Raw genomic sequence first — 16,075 nt, 5'->3', positions numbered from 1 at the left:
GCCCAGCGCACCGCAACCGCGATCCCCGCAACCCACGGGCACGCGGATCGGGCCCTGCGCCGCGACCGAAAATTACCCTGGAAAAGGGACGACCCCCGCCAGGGGGGGAGGAGGCGAGGGTCGTCGTGCATCAGCCCCGGGGGGTCGGGCTGATACACCCTCGGCTCAGGCCGAGTAATGCTTACTATACACATGACAGTGCGGACTAACGCAATAGCTGTTCGACCGAAAAAAGACGTTGAGCCGCAAAAACATCGCCGCGAAGCCCTGCGCACCCCGCTTGAGCCCGTGTTTCGGTGCGAAGTCGCAGCACTTCGCGAGTCCGCACCTATGCTGGGTCGGTGACCGTCTTCGACCCGGCCGCGCAGCAGCACAGCTCGGCGGAATCAGCGGCGAACGCCGCTCCCAGCGCTCGCACCGCCGCCTTCTTCGACCTGGACAAGACGATCATCGCCAAGTCCAGCACGCTGGCCTTCAGCAAACCATTCTTCAACCAGGGACTGCTCAACCGCCGCGCCGTTCTCAAGTCCAGCTACGCCCAGTTCATCTACCTGCTCTCCGGGGCCGATCATGACCAGATGGACCGGATGCGCGCCCACATGACCAACATGTGCACCGGTTGGGACGTCGAACAGGTCAAGTCGATCGTCGGCGAGACGCTGCACGACATCGTGACCCCGCTGGTGTTCGCCGAGGCCGCCGACCTGATCGCCGCGCACAAACTGTGCGGCCGCGATGTGGTGGTGGTGTCCGCGTCCGGCGAAGAGATCGTCGCGCCCATTGCCCGCGCGCTGGGCGCCACCCACGCGATGGCGACCCGGATGGTGGTCGAGGACGGCCGGTACACCGGCGAGATCGCGTTCTACTGCTACGGCGAGGGCAAGGTCCAGGCGATCCGCGAATTGGCCGCCCGTGAGGGCTACCCGCTGGAGCACTGCTACGCCTACTCCGACTCGATCACCGACCTGCCGATGCTCGAGTCCGTCGGCCACCCCAGCGTCGTCAACCCCGACCGCAGCCTGCGCCGCGAGGCCGTCGAGCGAAGCTGGCCCGTGCTGACCTTCTCCCGGCCGGTGTCGTTGCGCGACCGGATCCCGGCCCCCTCGGGCGCCGCGATCGCGACGACCGCCGCCGTCGGAATCAGCGCCCTGGCGGCCGGGGCGGTCACCTACTCGCTGCTGCGCCGGTTCGCGTTCTAGCCGCTTCGCAATTGGGCCTTGCTGTGCCAGAACTCCAGTAGTACAAAGGTAACCACGGAAGCCCGGTAAGGCCTAGGTCGGTCCGGAAGAGAAGGTTCGTCCTCCCGAACCGGGCGCCCAGCACGGTGCCCGGCACCCACGCCGAGTCACAGCCGCGATAATGGCAGAAGTGTTGCGGGCCTGCGTAATTGCGAAAATTTGACGGTGCCGACGGCCCTTTGGGTGGGGTTGCAACCGAAAGTTTCGCAAGATCGCCGAGGCCAACCCACGCAACCCAGAGATGCACGCTTGGTAACCGGGTTCCGTGCTAGCGGGCGGCGGACCGAATTCGTTCGGGACGTCGCCCGCTTCGCTTACCCGCGGGCCGCCCTGCACTCACAGCCGGCTACCGGCCGGGCATCGAATCGGCGATCGACAGAGCCTCCTGCGCGCCCGCCTGCAGGGCCCGGCAGCACAACACCAGCCACGCCCCGACGCCCCCCGGAGTGCCACCGGCGAACCCCTCGACGGCGTCGCGGTATTTCGACGGCTGCCGCATCCAACTGACCTCCGGCACACCGAGCCCGTGCGGGTCCAGCGCGCTGGCGATCGTCACCAACCGCGACACGGCGCGGGCCACGACGCCGTCCGCGCTGCCGAAGGGCCGCAGCGCCAGCAACTCGCCGTGCGCGACCGCCGCGACCACCGGTGCCGGCGCCCGCGTGCCCCCGGTCACCAGGCCCGCAAGCATCTCCAGGCGCGGCCCCACCCCGGCGTCCGCGCGTGGGCGGCCCAACCGATCGGCGTCGACCTGGTCGGCCGCCGCAAGCATGTGCAGGCGGGCCAGCGCCTGCAACGGCGCGCGGCGCCAGATGCCCACGACGGGCCCCTCTCCGCCCTCGAGCGCCTGGGCCACCCGCAGCGCCCCGCCGAACACGGGGTCGCTGACCCCGGCGCCGTCCGCCAGGTCGTCGAGTCTGACGGGACCGCCGTCCAGCACCGACGACGCCCGGGCCGCCCGCAGCGACGCCTCCGCGGCGGTCACCGGCCAGCCCCGCAGGTTCGCCCGGTGCCGGTGGGCGCGGCCCAGCGCGTCGCGGGCGCGGTCGCTGGCCTCGGCGACGCCGGGAAGCTCCATCAGCGGGGCGAGCGGGTCGGCGGTCACAGGTTGCCAACCTATCCCCGGCGTCCGGGCGCCCGCGGGATGGCCTCCAGCAGGCGCCGGGTGTACTCCTGCGCGGGCCGGCCGAACACCTGCGCCGCGGGCCCCTCCTCGACCACCCGGCCGGCCCGCATGACCAGGACGTCGTCGGCGATCTGCCGGATCACCGACAGGTCGTGGCTGATGAACAGGTAGGCCAGGCCCAGCTCGGCCTGCAGGTCGGCCAACAGGTCCAGGATCTGCGCCTGCACCAGGACGTCGAGCGCCGAGACCGGCTCGTCGCAGACCAGGACGTCCGGCCGCAGTGCCAGGGCCCGCGCGATCGCGACCCGCTGCCGCTGGCCGCCCGACAGTTCGCCCGGCAGCCGGCCCAGCATCGACGACGGCAGCGCCACCTGATCGACGAGCTCGCGTACGGCCCGCTCCCGCTCCCTGCGGTTTCCCACCCGGTGGACCCGCAACGGCTCCTCGACGGCGCGGAACACCGAATACCTGGGATCGAGGCTGCCGTAAGGGTTTTGAAAGACCGGCTGCACCCGGCGGCGAAACGCCAGCTCGTCGCGCCGGCTGCGCTTACCGACCGCCGATCCGTCGAACAGCACCGTGCCCGAGGTCGGTTGCAGCAACCCGAGCGCCATGCGCGCCAGTGTCGACTTGCCCGAGCCCGACTCGCCGGCGACGGCCAGCGTGCTGGACCGGCGCAGCCGGAAGGACACCGCGTCGACGGCGCGGAACTCCTTGCGGCGCCACGGCGGGCCGCCGGGCTCGCGGTACACCTTGGTCAACTCCGAGGCGACCAGGATGTCGGCGGTGTCCGGACGCGTTCGGGCCGGGCCGTGCACGTGCAGGGACGGCGCCGCAGCCACCAGCCTGCGGGTGTACTCGTGCCGCGGGTTGTGCAGGATCATCGCTGCCGCACCGGATTCCACCACCACACCGCGGTGCATGACGAACACCGACTCGGCGCGCTCGGCGGCCAGGGCCAGGTCGTGGGTGATCAGCAGCAGCGCGGTGCCCGACTCCGCGGTGAGCCGCTGCAGATGGTCGAGCACCTGCCGCTGCACGGTGACGTCCAGGGCCGAGGTCGGCTCGTCGGCGATCAGCAGCCGCGGCCGGCCCGCCAGCCCGATGGCGATCAGCGCGCGCTGGCACATGCCCCCGGAGAGCTCGTGCGGGTAGCGCCCCGCCTGCCTGGCCGCCTCGGGCATACCGGCCTCGGCGAGCAGTTCGACCGCCCGCCGCCGCGCCGCGCGCCCACCGGTGTTGACGCGCAACGCCTCCCGGACCTGGAAGCCCACCTTCCACACCGGATTGAGGTTGGTCATCGGGTCCTGCGGCACGTAGCCGATGGCGCGGCCCCTGATCGACCGCAACGTCCGCCGGTCGGCCCGGGTGAGGTCGAGGCCGTCGAAAACGATGCGCCCCCCGGTGATTCGGCCGCCGGGGGGCAGCAGGCCGAGGATGGCGGCCGCGGTGGTGGACTTGCCCGACCCGGACTCCCCCACGACCGCCACGGTCTGAGCGGGCGCGACGGTCAGCGCCGCCCCCCGCACGGCGGGCCGGCCGCCGAACGCGACCTGCAGCCCTTCGACCGACAACAGCGGCGGCGGGTCGCTCATGCCCGCCAGGCCCGTGACGCGGGGTCCAGGGCATCGCGCAGGGCGTCGCCCATCATCATGAAGGCCAGCACCGTGACCGCCAGCGCCCCGGCGGGATAGAACAGGATCGGCGACCCCGCCCGCAGGCGCGTCTGAGCCGTGTTGATGTCACCGCCCCAGGACACGACCGTTGTGGGTAGCCCGACACCCAGGTAGGACAGCGTCGCCTCGCTGACCACGAACAGCCCCAGGGCGATGGTGGCCACCGCGATGACCGGCCCCAGCGCGTTGGGCAGCACGTGCCGCAGCAGGATCTGAATCCTGCTCATGCCCAACGCTTTCGCGGCCAGCACGTAGTCGGCGGCCCGCACCTCGAGGACGGCACCGCGGGCGATCCTGGCCACCTGCGGCCAGCCGAACGCGGCGAGGACGGCGATCACCGTCCAGACCGTGCGGTGGTGCATCACCTGCATGAGGACGATCGCGGCGAGCAGCAGCGGCAGCCCGAAGAACACGTCGGTGACACGGGAGACCGCCGCGTCGGCCCAGCCGCCGTAGAAGCCGGCCAGCGCGCCCAGCGCTCCGCCGACGACGAACACGATCGCCGCGGCCCCCAGCCCCACCGTGACCGAGGCCCGTGCCCCGTAGATCGTTCGCGCGTAGATGTCGTGGCCCTGCAGGTCGGTGCCGAACCAGTGGGCGCCCGACGGCGCAAGCATGCTCTGGCCCGGGTCGGCGTAGCCGGGGTCGGCCGCGGTGAACAGCGACGGAAACGTGGCGACGGCGAGGACGAGCACGATCAGCGCGGCGGCGACGACGAATTTCGGGCGCCGCCGCAGCCCCCGCCACGTGTCGCGCCAGAATCCGCTGTGCCTCGCCGAGGGTTCAGCCATACCGGATCCGCGGGTCCAGCGCCGCATACAACAGATCGACCATCAGGTTGGTGACCAGATATATCAGCACCAGCACCGTCACGATCGACACCACCGTGGGCGCCTCCTGCCTCGTGACGGCCTGGTACAGCACACCGCCCACGCCGTGGATGTTGAAGATGCCTTCGGTCACGACGGCTCCGCCCATCAGCGCGCCGAGGTCCGCGCCGAGGAAGGTCACCACCGGGATCATCGAGTTGCGCAGGATGTGCACGAGCACCACCCGCCGCCGGGACAGGCCCTTGGCGGTGGCGGTGCGAACGTAGTCGGCGTGGGCGTTGGCGGCCACCGCGGACCGGGTCAACCTCACCACGTACGCGAAAGACGCCGAGCCCAGGACGATCCCGGGCAGCAGCAGCCGCCCGAAGGTCGACCTCTCCCCCACCGTCACGGGTGCGAGGCCCAGCCGCACGCCGAACACGAACTGGGCCAGGAAGCCCAGCACGAAGATCGGGACCGCGATGATGACCAGCCCGGTGATCAGCACCGCGGAGTCCAGCCACCCGCCTTGGCGCAGGCCGGCGACCACCCCGAACCCGATCCCGAACACCGCCTCGACGACGAGGGCAACCAGGGCCAGCCTGAAGGTCACCGGAAAGGCGTGTGCCAGAACGTCGCTGACCGGCAACCCGGAATACGCGCGGCCCAGGTCGCCGTGCAGGACACCGCCCAGATAGCGCAGGTACTGGACGAGGAACGGATCGTCGAGGTGGTAGCGGGTGCGCAGTTGCGCGGCCACGGCGGGCGTCAACGGGCGGTCGCCGGCGATTGCGACCAGCGGGTCACCAGGCAATAGGAAGACCATCCCGTAGATCAGCAGGGTCGCGCCGAGGAAGACGGGGACCATGGCGGCGATCCGGCGCGCGACATACCAGCCCATCGGTCAGGCCTTCACGATGTTCTCGTAGTCGGGCAGGCCGTTCCAGGTGACGGTGACCTCGCTGACCTGCGGCGACCAGCCGGCCACGCTGATGTAGTCCCACAGCGCGACGACGGGCATGTCGTGCAACAGGATTCGCTGCGCGTCGTTGGCCAGCTCGCCGGCCCGCCGCAGGGTGGGCGCGGCTTCGGCCGCGGCCAGCGCCGCGTCGAACTGCGGGTTGGAGTAGCCGACGTCGTTGGACCCGGCGCCGGTGGCGAACAGCGGCGCCAGGAATTCGGTCAACGACGGGTAGTCGCCCTGCCAGCCGGCCCGAAAAGCGGTCGCGATGGTGTGGTCGGTGATCTGGGTGCGGAAGCCGGCGAAGGTGGGCTGGGGAGCGCCCGCCGCCTCGACGCCCAGGACGTTCTTGATGCTGTTGGCCACGGCGTCGACCCATTCGCGGTGGCCGGCGTCGGCGTTGTAGGCGATGGCGTAGCGGCCGCTCCACGCCGAGATGGCGTCGGCCTGCGCCCACAGTCGCCGGGCCCGGTCCGGGTCGAAGTTGAGCGCGTCGCTGCCCGGAATGTCCGGGTCGAATCCCGGCAGTGACCGTGCGGTGAAATCTCTTGCGGGACTGCGGGTATCGGCGAACATCTGCCGGCAGATCTGCGGGCGGTTGATCGCGGCCGACAGCGCCAGCCGGCGCAGCCGGCCCTCCTCGCCGCCGAAATGGGCCAGCCGCAGCGGGGTGTCCAGGGTCTGGTTGATCGCGGCGGGACCGCTGGCGCTCCTGGCGCCGAGGTCACGTTTGTAGATCGTCAGCGCGCTGGGTGGAATCGTGTCCAGGACGTCGAGATTGCCCGAGAGCAGATCGGCATAGGCGGTGTCCAGGCTGGCGTAGAACTCGAACCGCAGGCCCTTGTTGCGTGGCTTGCGGTTGCCGTGATAGTCGGGGTTGGGTCGCAGGTCGATCCGCACGTTGTGTTCCCAGGCCGGCCCGTCGGGGCCTGCGGCGAGTTGGTACGGGCCGTCACCGATCGGGTTGCGGCCGAAGGCCTCCATGTCTTGAAATGCCTTGTCCGGCAAGGGGTAGAACGGACTGAACGCCAGGCGCAGGACGAAGTCGACGGTCGGCGCCTTGAGTGCGACGGTGAACTCCCGGTCGCTGACCACCCGCAGCCCCGACATCGTCGTCGCCGCGGGCTTTCCGCCGGCGGTGAGGCCGGCGACCTCGTCGAAGCCTTCGATGGGGCGAAAGAAGCTCTGCTGCAGTTGGGCATTGGCACCCAGGGCGCCGTAGTTCCACGCGTCGACGAACGAATGGGACGTCACGGGTGAGCCGTCGGTGAACTTCCAGCCGGGTTTCAGGGTGATGCGGTAGTGAACGTTGTCGGTGGTCTCGATCGACTGGGCGACCTCCGCCGACGGGTGGCCGGCGGCGTCGTAGGACATCAGCCCGGCGAAGAGCCGGTCGAGGATGCGCCCGCCGTTGCTGTCGTTGACGCCGGTCGGGATCAGCGGGTTGGGCGGTTCGGCGGCGTTGACGACGACGAGATCGGGGCTCAGGACACCACCCCCGCAGCCGGCCAGCGACGCGACGGCCAGCAGTCCGGCGGCCATCAAGGCCGGCAGGGCCGCCGGCCCCCGCTTCCGATGCATGACATTCGACCCTAGGTCCTGCCGGCGCGCCCGCGGTGGCGACACCTCAGCCGGCGGTGACCGGGTGCACCTCCAGCTCGCACGCGTCGATGGCGACCGGCACGGTGAACACGGCCATGGTGTCGGGAGGATTGACGAGCAACTCGGCGTAGGTGGGACACGGACCGCCGTCGGTGGCGGCGGTGCCCTCGACCACGGCCTGCGCGCTCGTCGAGAGCGACAGCGTGACGATGGGTGGCACATCGACGCCGGCGGGCAGACCTCCGAGGTAGCCGCGCGGCGTCGGCCGGGCATGCGCCGGCGGGCCACCCGCGCGCGCGTCGACGCCGGGATAGCCGGTCAGCGAACAGGGCTCGGCGCCGCCCGCGAGCGTGAACAACAGGGTCAGCCCGCGATGGCCCATCGCGGCCTGCGCCGGCGAGGCACTCACCGCGATCTGGTCCGACCAGCATGGTGTCGGCCCGTCGGTGCCGTCGGCCGGCAGGGCCCATGCGGGTAGCGCCGACATCGCGCTCACGGCGTAGCCGGTGGTGGCCGCAGCAAAGCTGATGGCTGGCCGGCGGGTGCGCCGCCGGTACGGTCGCGGCACACCGATGATTATCGGCCACAGCATGACTTTTTGCCCTGAAATTTCGACACCTGGCTGGGCTAGGCTCACATCGGCCGCCGCCTGCACGGTCGGCCCCCCAACGGCTGAGGCTAGGAGAGACGCCAGTGACCGCCACCGATACCGAAGGCCCGTCGGCGTACCCCCCGTCGGCGACGTTCCGCGAGCAGGCTAACGCCGGCGAGGAACTCTACCGCGCGGCCGACGAGGACCGGCTCGCATTCTGGGCCGAGCAGGCCCGGCGGCTGTCCTGGTCGAGGCCGTTCACCGAGGTGCTGGACTGGTCCAACGCGCCGTTCGCCAAGTGGTTCGCCGACGGCAAGCTCAATGTGGCCTATAACTGCGTGGACCGGCATGTGGAGGCCGGGCTCTCGGATCGCGTCGCCATCCACTGGGAGGGGGAGCCCGCCGGGGACAGCCGGAGTCTTACCTACGCCGAGCTGAAGGCCGAGGTGTGCAAGGCGGCCAACGCGCTGACCGGCCTTGGCCTGGTCGCGGGCGACCGCGTCGCCATCTACCTGCCCCTGATCCCCGAGGCGGTGGTCGCGATGCTCGCCTGCGCGCGGCTGGGAATCATGCACAGCGTCGTGTTCGCCGGTTTCACCGCGAAGGCGCTGCGGGCGCGGATCGCCGACGCCCAGGCCAAGGTCCTGATCACCAGCGACGGGCAGTACCGCCGCGGCAAGCCGGCGCCGCTGAAGGACGCGGCCGACGAGGCCGTCTCGGCCGGCGAGGACGGGCCCAGCCCCGTCGAGCGCGTACTGGTGGTGCGGCGCACCGGAATCGACGTGTCCTGGAACGACGATCGCGATCTGTGGTGGCACGATGTCGTCGACACCGCGTCGCCCGAACACACCCCCGAGCCGTTCGACGCCGAACAGCCGCTGTTCCTGCTCTACACCTCGGGCACCACCGGCAAGCCCAAGGGGATCGTGCACACCAGCGGCGGCTACCTGACCCAGGCCTCCTACACGCACTACTACATCTTCGACATCAAGGCCGACACGGACGTGTTCTGGTGCACGGCGGACATCGGCTGGGTCACCGGGCACACCTACGGGGTCTACGGTCCGCTGTCCAACGGCGTCACCGAGGTCCTCTACGAGGGCACGCCCGACACCCCGACCCAGCACCGTCATTTCGAGATCATCGAAAAGTACGGTGTGACAATCTATTACACCGCGCCGACGCTGATCCGCACGTTCATGAAGTGGGGGCGCGACATTCCCGACGCGCACGACCTGTCCAGCCTGCGGCTGCTGGGCTCGGTCGGCGAGCCGATCAACCCCGAGGCGTGGCGCTGGTACCGCAAGGTGATCGGCGCCGATCGCGTCCCGATCGTCGACACCTGGTGGCAGACCGAAACGGGCGCCGCGATGATCTCGCCACTGCCGGGGGTGGCCGCGGCCAAACCGGGCTCGGCGATGACGCCGTTGCCCGGCATCTCCGCCACGATCGTCGACGACCACGGCGAGCTGCTTCCGCACGGCAACAATCGGGGCGAGCACGTCACCGGCTACCTGGTGCTCGACCAGCCGTGGCCGTCGATGCTGCGTGGCATCTGGGGTGACCCCGAGCGCTACGTCGAGACCTACTGGTCGCGGTTCGCCGAGCAGGGCTGGTACTTCGCGGGCGACAGCGCCTGGTACGACGCCGACGGCGCCATCTGGGTGGTGGGCCGCATCGACGACGTGATGAACGTGTCGGGGCACCGGCTCTCGACCGCCGAGGTGGAGTCGGCGCTCGTGGGCCACACGGCGGTGGCCGAGGCCGCCGTGGTCGGGGTGACCGACGAGACCACCGGGCAGGCCATCTGCGCCTTCGTGGTGTTGTGCGCCGACTTCGCGGTGCACGACGGGATCGTCGACGAGTTGCGCGTCGAGGTCTCGCGGGAGATCTCGCCGATCGCCAAGCCGCGCGAGGTCCATGTCGTGCCCGAGCTGCCCAAGACCCGCAGCGGCAAGATCATGCGCAGGCTGCTGCGCGACATCGCCGAGAACCGCGAGCTCGGTGACACGTCGACGCTGCTGGACCCCAGCGTGTTCGACGCGATCCAGACCTCGAAGTAGCGCCGCCCGTCAGGCGGCCGGGGGCAGCGGGGTGAATCCCGCGCCGGGCCGGTGCTTGGCGTTGATGTCGGCGAGGTCGGCGTTGAACGACATCACCACCGCCGGCGTGTGCAGCGGGATGTATTTGATGACGCACGTCGGCAGGTTGTCGCTGAACGCGCCGTGGATCATGCCGACCAGCATGCCGTCGACGGTGACCGGCGCACCCGAGTCACCGGGCTGACCGCACACCTGCATGACGATGGTGCCCGGGTCCTGGCCCGGTCCCCAGGTGACACCGCACGAATTGCCTGTCGTGCGGCCCTGCTTGCAGGCGATCTGACCGAACGTCGGATCCGGCCCGATGCCGTTGATCGCGAAGCCGTTGTAGTTGGCCACCGGCGTCACCTTGGCCGGATCGAACCTGATCACCGCGTAGTCGAGCTTGTCGTTGCCGGCGACCATGGTGCCCAGCGGGCCGGCGTTCTCGGCGCCCTCGGCGGCCACCTGTTCGCCGGGGCCTCCGCAGTGCGCGGAGGTGAAGCCGATCAGCGCGCCGGAGGAGTCGGTGCCGATGGTGGTCAGGGTGCACATCGTGTCGCCGTTGATGACGATGCCCGCACCCCCGCCCATCGGGATGCGGACATCGGCGGCAGCGGCGCGGGCCGGGGCGCCCACCAGGGCCACGAGCGCGGCCACCACGGTGGCCGCAAAGCAACGGTGCGCCGTCAGCAATGCACCACTCCTGTCCGTCCGCCGGACATTTCGACCGGCCCCGCCAGTCTAGTCGTCCGGGACGCCTGGCCGCGGCGGCGAGCGGGCTCTCACAGGTGGCCGCCCCTCCCCCTTTTCGCAGGCCCTTTCGCAGGCCCGTTCGCAGGCCCGTTCGACGGCCCTTCCGCCGCAGCGGGATCCGGCTGCCGAGCGCGGTGTGTTGCGAGCGCTCGAATGGCCGGATGGCCGCCGAGACCTCAGAATGATGAGTGCATCGGCCGTCACCGAATTTTTTCGAGATTGGAAACATTCCCGTTGGGCACTTTGTTGCGCGTGAACGTGCCACGCTCCCTCACCTGTCTCGGGGCCGCGCTCGTCGCGGCCTGCGCGCTGCTGACCTCCCCGATCCCGTCCGCGTCCGGCGCCCCCTGCCCCTACGCACAGGTGGTGTACGCCCGGGGCACCGGTGAGCCGCCCGGCCTCGGCGCCATCGGGCAGGCCTTCGTCGACAAGCTGCGCTCCCGCGTGGGTAACCGTTCGCTGGGGGTGTACGCGGTCGACTATCCGGCCAGCCGGGACTGGCCCACCGGCGTCGACGGCATCCGCGACGCGAGCGCTCACGTCGTCTCCATGGCGTCGAGCTGTCCGAACACCCGGATGGTGCTCAGCGGGTATTCGCAGGGTGCCGCCGTGATGGGCTTCGTCACCTCCGCCGACGTGCCGCCGGGGATCGACCCGGCGACGGTGCCCAAACCGCTGAGCCCGGAGGTGGCCGACCACGTCGCCGCCGTCGTCCTCTTCGGCGAGCCGAACGTCCGGGCGATGAACTTCCTCGGCCAGCCGCCGGTGGTCATCGGCCCGCTGTACGCCCCCAAGACCATCCAGTTGTGCGTCCCCGACGACCCGGTCTGCTCGGACGGGCTGGAGTTCGCCGCGCATCACGCCGCCGCCTACGAGGACGGCCTGGTGGACCAGGGGGCCGACTTCGCCGCCAGTCACCTCTGACCGCTTCCCGGTGGCCCCTCGGCTGGCCTCGTCCGCCCGCGCGGCGCATGGCAACATGAACCGCGACGAGAGCGAGTCGGGGCGCAAGCGGAGAGGACCGTTGTGAGCAGCAGAGGCGATGGCAAGAACGGTGTGCCCAGCACCCTGACCACGATCCCGTTGACCGATCCGCACGCCCGGGTGGCCGAGCCGTCGATCGGCGACCTCATCAAGGACGCGACCGCTCAGGTGTCGACGCTGGTGCGGGCCGAGGTCGAGCTGGCCCGCTCGGAGATCACGCGGGACGTCAAGAAGGGCCTCACCGGCAGCGTGTTCTTCATCGCCGCGCTGGTAGTGCTGTTCTATTCGACGTTCTTCTTCTTCTTTTTCCTCGCCGAGCTGCTCGACACGTGGCTGTGGCGCTGGGCGTCGTACCTGATCGTGTTCGGGATCATGCTGGTGTTCGGCGGGCTGCTGGCCCTGCTGGGCTTCCTCAAGGTGCGCAGGATCCGGGGGCCGCGCGAGACCATCGCGTCGGTGAAGGAGACGCGCACGGCGCTCACCCCCGGCCACGACAAGACCTCCGGCGCCGCCGGGGAGCTCACCGGGCACCGCGGCAGGCACGAGAAGCCCGCCGACGGTGCTCCCGCAGATCCGTCGGGGTGGTAGATGCCGGCGCCGGATCCGTCGGTGACCCGCATCGACGGGCCGTGGCGCCACCTGGACGTGCACGCCAACGGCATCCGGTTCCATGTCGCCGAGGCCGTGCCGGCCGGCCCCGATGCCACCGCCCCCGGCACGGCGCGGCCCCTGGTGATCCTGCTGCACGGCTTCGCGTCGTTCTGGTGGTCGTGGCGGCATCAGTTGCGGGGCCTGGCCGGCGCGCGAGTGATCGCCGTGGACCTGCGCGGCTACGGCGGCAGCGACAAGCCGCCGCGGGGTTATGACGGCTTCACGCTCGCCGGTGACACGGCCGGGCTGATCCGCGCGCTCGGCCACTCCTCGGCCACCCTGGTCGGCCACGCCGACGGCGGCATGGCCTGCTGGGCCACGGCCGTGCTGCATCCGCGGCTGGTGAGCGCGATCGCGCTGATCAGCTCGCCGCACCCGGCCGCCATGCGCCGCTCCACGTTGACGCGGCGCGACCAGGGCTACGCGCTGTTGCCCGCGCTGCTGAACTACCAATTGCCCATCTGGCCCGAACGCCTGCTGACCCGCGACGACGCGGCCGAGGTCGAGCGGTTGGTTCGCAGCCGCGGTAGCGCCAAATGGCTTGCCTCCGAGGACTTTTCGGAGACAATCGGCCACCTGCGCAGGGCCATCCAGATTCCGGGCGCGGCGCACTGCGCACTGGAGTATCAGCGCTGGGCGGTGCGCAGCCAGCTACGCGGGGAGGGCCGGCGATTCATGGGGTCGATGTCGCAACAGCTCAGCGTGCCGTTGCTGCACCTGCGCGGCGACGCCGATCCGTACGTGCTGGCGGACCCGGTCGACCGCACGCAGCGTTACGCCCCGCAGGGCCGCTACGTATCCGTCTCCGGCGCAGGGCATTACAGCCACGAAGAGATGCCCGACGAGGTCAACAGGCACCTGACGAGGTTCTTCGAGCACGTGCACAAAGGCCGGTGAACGTCAGCTGACACAGGTGCCGGTGGCCACCTGCTGGGTGTCGCCGATCTTGGAGAGCTGACCGGCCACCTCGTCGGCCGTCAGCACGAACCCGGTGTCGGGGTCGTCGACGGCCGCACCGAACACCACGCCCAGCACGTGGCCGTCGAGGTCGATCAGCGGTCCCCCCGAATTGCCCTGCTCCACACTGGCCCTGATCGTGTACACGTCGCGGGTCACCGGTTGTGGGTCCCGGTAGATGTCCGGACCGCTGAGTTTGATGGCCTCGCGGATCCTGGCCGGCGTCGCGGTGAAATTGCCGCCGCCGGGATAGCCGAGGACCACCACGCTCTGGCCGTTCTTCGCCTCGGCCTGAGCGAAGGCCAGCGGTGGCGGCGGCAGGTTGGGGACCGCCAGGATGGCGATGTCGACCGACGGGTTGTAGGAGACGACGGTGGCGTCGAGGGGATTGCCGCTCGCGTAGATCTGCACGCTGCTGGACCCGGCCACCACGTGCGCATTGGTCATCACGCGGTCGGGCGCGATGACGAATCCGCTGCCCTCCAACACCTTCTGACAGCTGGGGGCCAGGCTGCGCACCTTCACGACGCTGGGTGCCGTGGCCAGCACGACGGGGTTGTTGGCCAGGGCCGGGTCCGGCGACGCGACCGGCACCACCGGCGTGCGGCTGAAGGGCTCGAGCACCGCCGGCAGGCCGGACGTGTTCAGCAGCGCCGAGAGCCGCTTGGGCACCGTCTTGAGCCAGGGGGGCGCGACCTCGTTGACGCGGGCCAGCACCCGCGAACCCTTAACCGCCGACGCCAGCTCCGGCTGGTCCTTGGACTGCGTCAGCGGCGTCGCCAGCAACCACGCCGCGGTCAGCACCACCACCAACTGGACACCCACGCCGATGATCGAGTCGACCAATCGGATTGTGCGACTGTGAATCGCGCCGCGCACGGCCCGTCCCAGCACCACGCCCGCGACCTCGCCCACGACCACCAGGGCGAGGATCAAGAACAGGGCGGTGAACAGCTTGGCGCGGGGCGCCGCGATATGCGCGACCAGGTGCGGCGCCAGCAGCACACCCGCGATCGCGCCCAGCAGCACGCCCACGAACGACAGCAACGATCCTAGCGCGCCGGAACGCCAGCCCGAGACCGCCGCGATGAAGGCGACGGCCAGCACCGCGACGTCGAGCCACTGCGACGGGGTCATCGAGTTCATGTTCATCCGCGGGTCCCGCCGCCGACCAGCGCCATCGTGGCGTCCAATTCACGCACGTCACCGGTGTCCCAGGGCCGGGCCCAGCCGGCCACGTCCAGGATCGCGGAGATCACCTGGCCGGTGAATCCCCAGACCAGCATCTCGTTCAACAAGAACGCCGGCCCGGACCAGCGCCGGCCGAGGTCGCCGCGGTAGACCATGAGCCTGTTCGCCGGATTAATGAACGCGCGCAACGGAACCCGTGCGACCATGGCCGTCTCGGCCTCGTTGACGACGGCCACCGGCCCGGGGTCCGGCGAGTACGCCAGGACGGGCACGACGTGGAATTCCGACGGCGCGATGAACGCCCGCTCCATGGTGGCCAGGGGACGCAGCCTCGACAGGTCGATTCCGGTCTCCTCGTGCGCCTCGCGCAGGGCGGTGTCCACCGGGCCGTCGTCGTCGGGGTCGGCGGCACCGCCCGGGAACGCCGCCTGGCCGGCGTGGTGGCGCAGCGTCGACGCGCGCACGGTGACCAACAGGTCGACGTCGTCGGGCACACCGCCGTGCGCGGGTCCGGACTCCGGGCCCGAGAACAACACCAGGACGGCGGCCTCGCGCGCGGACCCCCTGGTGGACGCGGCGGTGGTGGTGATCATCTCCAGCACGTCGGGCGGCAGCCGGCGCCGGTAGGCGTCAGGGATCGCATCGAGGTTGTCGAGCAGCGGGCGCAGCCAGGCCGGGCTGGCGTCGGGCGCCGGCGTGGCCGACGTCCGCGCGTGGGTGGGCTTGCCGCTGTGCATGGGCGCTCCCCCACTACTCACCGCGCCTCCCACGAATTCACTTGCCCGGCTTATCCCGTGTCGGTTCCGACCGCGGCCGCGATCTCGTCGGCAGTGGCGAATGGCCGCGGTAGCGTCTGCGCAACGCTACCGTCCGGTCGCAGGACCACCGTCGCGGGCATCACGTTTGCCACCCGCAGCGCCGCGGCGACCCGGCGACGACCGTCCTGCAGCGTCGGCAGCCGAACTCCCAGCTCGGCGAGGCGCAACAGGGCCGCGGTCTCGTTCTCGTCCTGATGCACGGTCACCACCAACACGTCCGGGCCCACGCGTCGTTGGTACTCGGCCATGGCGGGAAGTTCGGTGATGCACGGCGCGCACCAGTACGCCCAGAAGTTGAGGACGACCCGGCGTCCGGCCAGCGCGCGCGCGACGTCGACGGTGGACCCGTCGGCCGCGCAGTCCGCGGTCACCCCGCGCAGCGCCGGGGGGCCGGGGGCGACGCCGCCCGCCGGGCAGGGCGGCAGGTCGGCGCTTTGCCGGGGACCGGCCAGCGCGGCCGCCGTGTCGGCGTCGCGATGTTCGCGGTCGGCCATCGTGTGGGCAGTCCCGGGAGGCTGGGCGTCGTCGCGCAGCTGGGCGACCAGCGCCCCCGTCAGCGCCGCCACCACGGCCAGGATCGCGATCTGCCAGCGCGTTCTGCGGGACAACGTCGGCATCGTTCGGCGGTCGTCT

General features: G+C 70.7%; 15 protein-coding genes. 5 read left to right on the top strand and 10 right to left on the bottom strand.

The window, feature by feature from the left end; translation table 11 throughout:
• Nucleotides 1-341 precede the first annotated feature (341 nt).
• Nucleotides 342-1,199, top strand: a complete 858-nt coding sequence (locus G6N48_RS21330; RefSeq protein WP_085269146.1) for an HAD-IB family hydrolase — start codon at nucleotides 342-344, stop codon at nucleotides 1,197-1,199.
• Between the two features lie 385 nt (nucleotides 1,200-1,584).
• Here the strand turns inward: G6N48_RS21330 and G6N48_RS21325 are convergent, their stop codons facing one another.
• Genes G6N48_RS21325 through G6N48_RS21300 form a run of 6 tightly spaced genes read right to left on the bottom strand, consistent with a single transcriptional unit; the run spans nucleotide 1,585 to nucleotide 7,899 of the window.
• On the bottom strand, nucleotides 1,585-2,343 hold the full coding sequence (locus G6N48_RS21325) for an oxidoreductase (RefSeq protein WP_085269145.1): 759 nt from the start codon (nucleotides 2,341-2,343) through the stop codon (nucleotides 1,585-1,587).
• An 11-nt stretch (nucleotides 2,344-2,354) separates the two neighbouring features.
• Nucleotides 2,355-3,959: a dipeptide ABC transporter ATP-binding protein gene (locus G6N48_RS21320; RefSeq protein WP_085269144.1), complete on the bottom strand. Its 1,605-nt coding sequence runs from the start codon at nucleotides 3,957-3,959 to the stop codon at nucleotides 2,355-2,357.
• Nucleotides 3,956-4,831, bottom strand: coding sequence for an ABC transporter permease (locus G6N48_RS21315; protein WP_085269143.1), 876 nt, complete (start codon nucleotides 4,829-4,831; stop codon nucleotides 3,956-3,958). The genes G6N48_RS21320 and G6N48_RS21315 overlap by 4 nt, the downstream gene beginning before the upstream one ends.
• Nucleotides 4,824-5,750 carry an ABC transporter permease gene (locus G6N48_RS21310; protein ID WP_085269142.1) on the bottom strand — a complete coding sequence of 309 codons (927 nt, stop codon included), beginning with the start codon at nucleotides 5,748-5,750 and terminating at the stop codon, nucleotides 4,824-4,826. Before G6N48_RS21310 ends, G6N48_RS21315 begins: the two co-directional genes overlap by 8 nt.
• A gap of 3 nt (nucleotides 5,751-5,753) precedes the next feature.
• Nucleotides 5,754-7,391, bottom strand: coding sequence for a peptide ABC transporter substrate-binding protein (locus G6N48_RS21305; RefSeq protein ID WP_085269141.1), 1,638 nt, complete (start codon nucleotides 7,389-7,391; stop codon nucleotides 5,754-5,756).
• Between the two features lie 46 nt (nucleotides 7,392-7,437).
• A complete protein-coding gene (locus G6N48_RS21300; protein ID WP_085269156.1) occupies nucleotides 7,438-7,899 on the bottom strand; it encodes a DUF4232 domain-containing protein in 462 nt (153 codons plus the stop codon).
• Between the two features lie 206 nt (nucleotides 7,900-8,105).
• On the opposite strand from G6N48_RS21300, the gene acs reads away from it, so the two are divergent.
• Entirely contained in the window at nucleotides 8,106-10,067 is a 1,962-nt protein-coding gene (gene acs, locus G6N48_RS21295) for an acetate--CoA ligase (RefSeq protein ID WP_085269140.1), read from the top strand.
• Nucleotides 10,068-10,076: 9 nt separating this feature from the next.
• Here the strand turns inward: acs and G6N48_RS21290 are convergent, their stop codons facing one another.
• A complete protein-coding gene (locus G6N48_RS21290) occupies nucleotides 10,077-10,781 on the bottom strand; it encodes a S1 family peptidase (protein ID WP_085269139.1) in 705 nt (234 codons plus the stop codon).
• Nucleotides 10,782-11,084: 303 nt separating this feature from the next.
• On the opposite strand from G6N48_RS21290, the gene G6N48_RS21285 reads away from it, so the two are divergent.
• The 3 genes from G6N48_RS21285 to G6N48_RS21275 all read left to right on the top strand — a co-directional run bounded on the left by G6N48_RS21285 (nucleotide 11,085) and on the right by G6N48_RS21275 (nucleotide 13,373).
• Nucleotides 11,085-11,765, top strand: coding sequence for a cutinase family protein (locus G6N48_RS21285; RefSeq protein WP_372511366.1), 681 nt, complete (start codon nucleotides 11,085-11,087; stop codon nucleotides 11,763-11,765).
• 102 nt (nucleotides 11,766-11,867) lie between these two features.
• A complete protein-coding gene (locus G6N48_RS21280; protein WP_085269137.1) occupies nucleotides 11,868-12,413 on the top strand; it encodes a phage holin family protein in 546 nt (181 codons plus the stop codon).
• Nucleotides 12,414-13,373 (top strand): alpha/beta fold hydrolase, encoded by a 960-nt coding sequence (locus G6N48_RS21275; protein ID WP_085269136.1) that lies wholly within the window; start codon nucleotides 12,414-12,416, stop codon nucleotides 13,371-13,373.
• A gap of 3 nt (nucleotides 13,374-13,376) precedes the next feature.
• Here the strand turns inward: G6N48_RS21275 and marP are convergent, their stop codons facing one another.
• From marP to G6N48_RS21260, 3 genes are read right to left on the bottom strand one after another with little or no spacing between them, the layout of a single operon-like run.
• Nucleotides 13,377-14,570 (bottom strand): acid resistance serine protease MarP, encoded by a 1,194-nt coding sequence (gene marP / locus G6N48_RS21270; RefSeq protein ID WP_139825762.1) that lies wholly within the window; start codon nucleotides 14,568-14,570, stop codon nucleotides 13,377-13,379.
• Nucleotides 14,571-14,581: 11 nt separating this feature from the next.
• Nucleotides 14,582-15,382, bottom strand: a complete 801-nt coding sequence (locus G6N48_RS21265; protein WP_085269155.1) for an NUDIX hydrolase — start codon at nucleotides 15,380-15,382, stop codon at nucleotides 14,582-14,584.
• A gap of 29 nt (nucleotides 15,383-15,411) precedes the next feature.
• The gene (locus G6N48_RS21260) at nucleotides 15,412-16,059 is read right to left on the bottom strand and encodes a TlpA family protein disulfide reductase (protein WP_085269134.1); all 648 of its coding nucleotides are present in this window, start codon (nucleotides 16,057-16,059) and stop codon (nucleotides 15,412-15,414) included.
• Between the last annotated feature and the right edge of the window lie 16 nt (nucleotides 16,060-16,075).

This window comes from Mycobacterium parmense (assembly GCF_010730575.1).
Lineage (GTDB): Bacteria > Actinomycetota > Actinomycetes > Mycobacteriales > Mycobacteriaceae > Mycobacterium > Mycobacterium parmense.
Note: the sequence above shows the minus strand (reverse complement) of the source record. Positions and strands in the feature narration are given on the sequence as shown.

What these genes read in the sequence shown, in the direction of transcription:
- G6N48_RS21310 (WP_085269142.1), bottom strand. Translation starts at nt 5,750, where the DNA reads ATGGGCTGGTATGTCGCGCGCCGGATCGCCGCCATGGTCCCCGTCTTC.
- G6N48_RS21275 (WP_085269136.1), top strand. Translation starts at nt 12,414, where the DNA reads ATGCCGGCGCCGGATCCGTCGGTGACCCGCATCGACGGGCCGTGGCGC.
- G6N48_RS21305 (WP_085269141.1), bottom strand. Translation starts at nt 7,391, where the DNA reads ATGCATCGGAAGCGGGGGCCGGCGGCCCTGCCGGCCTTGATGGCCGCC.
- marP (WP_139825762.1), bottom strand. Translation starts at nt 14,570, where the DNA reads ATGACCCCGTCGCAGTGGCTCGACGTCGCGGTGCTGGCCGTCGCCTTC.
- G6N48_RS21315 (WP_085269143.1), bottom strand. Translation starts at nt 4,831, where the DNA reads ATGGCTGAACCCTCGGCGAGGCACAGCGGATTCTGGCGCGACACGTGG.
- G6N48_RS21300 (WP_085269156.1), bottom strand. Translation starts at nt 7,899, where the DNA reads ATGTCGGCGCTACCCGCATGGGCCCTGCCGGCCGACGGCACCGACGGG.
- G6N48_RS21320 (WP_085269144.1), bottom strand. Translation starts at nt 3,959, where the DNA reads ATGAGCGACCCGCCGCCGCTGTTGTCGGTCGAAGGGCTGCAGGTCGCG.
- G6N48_RS21260 (WP_085269134.1), bottom strand. Translation starts at nt 16,059, where the DNA reads ATGCCGACGTTGTCCCGCAGAACGCGCTGGCAGATCGCGATCCTGGCC.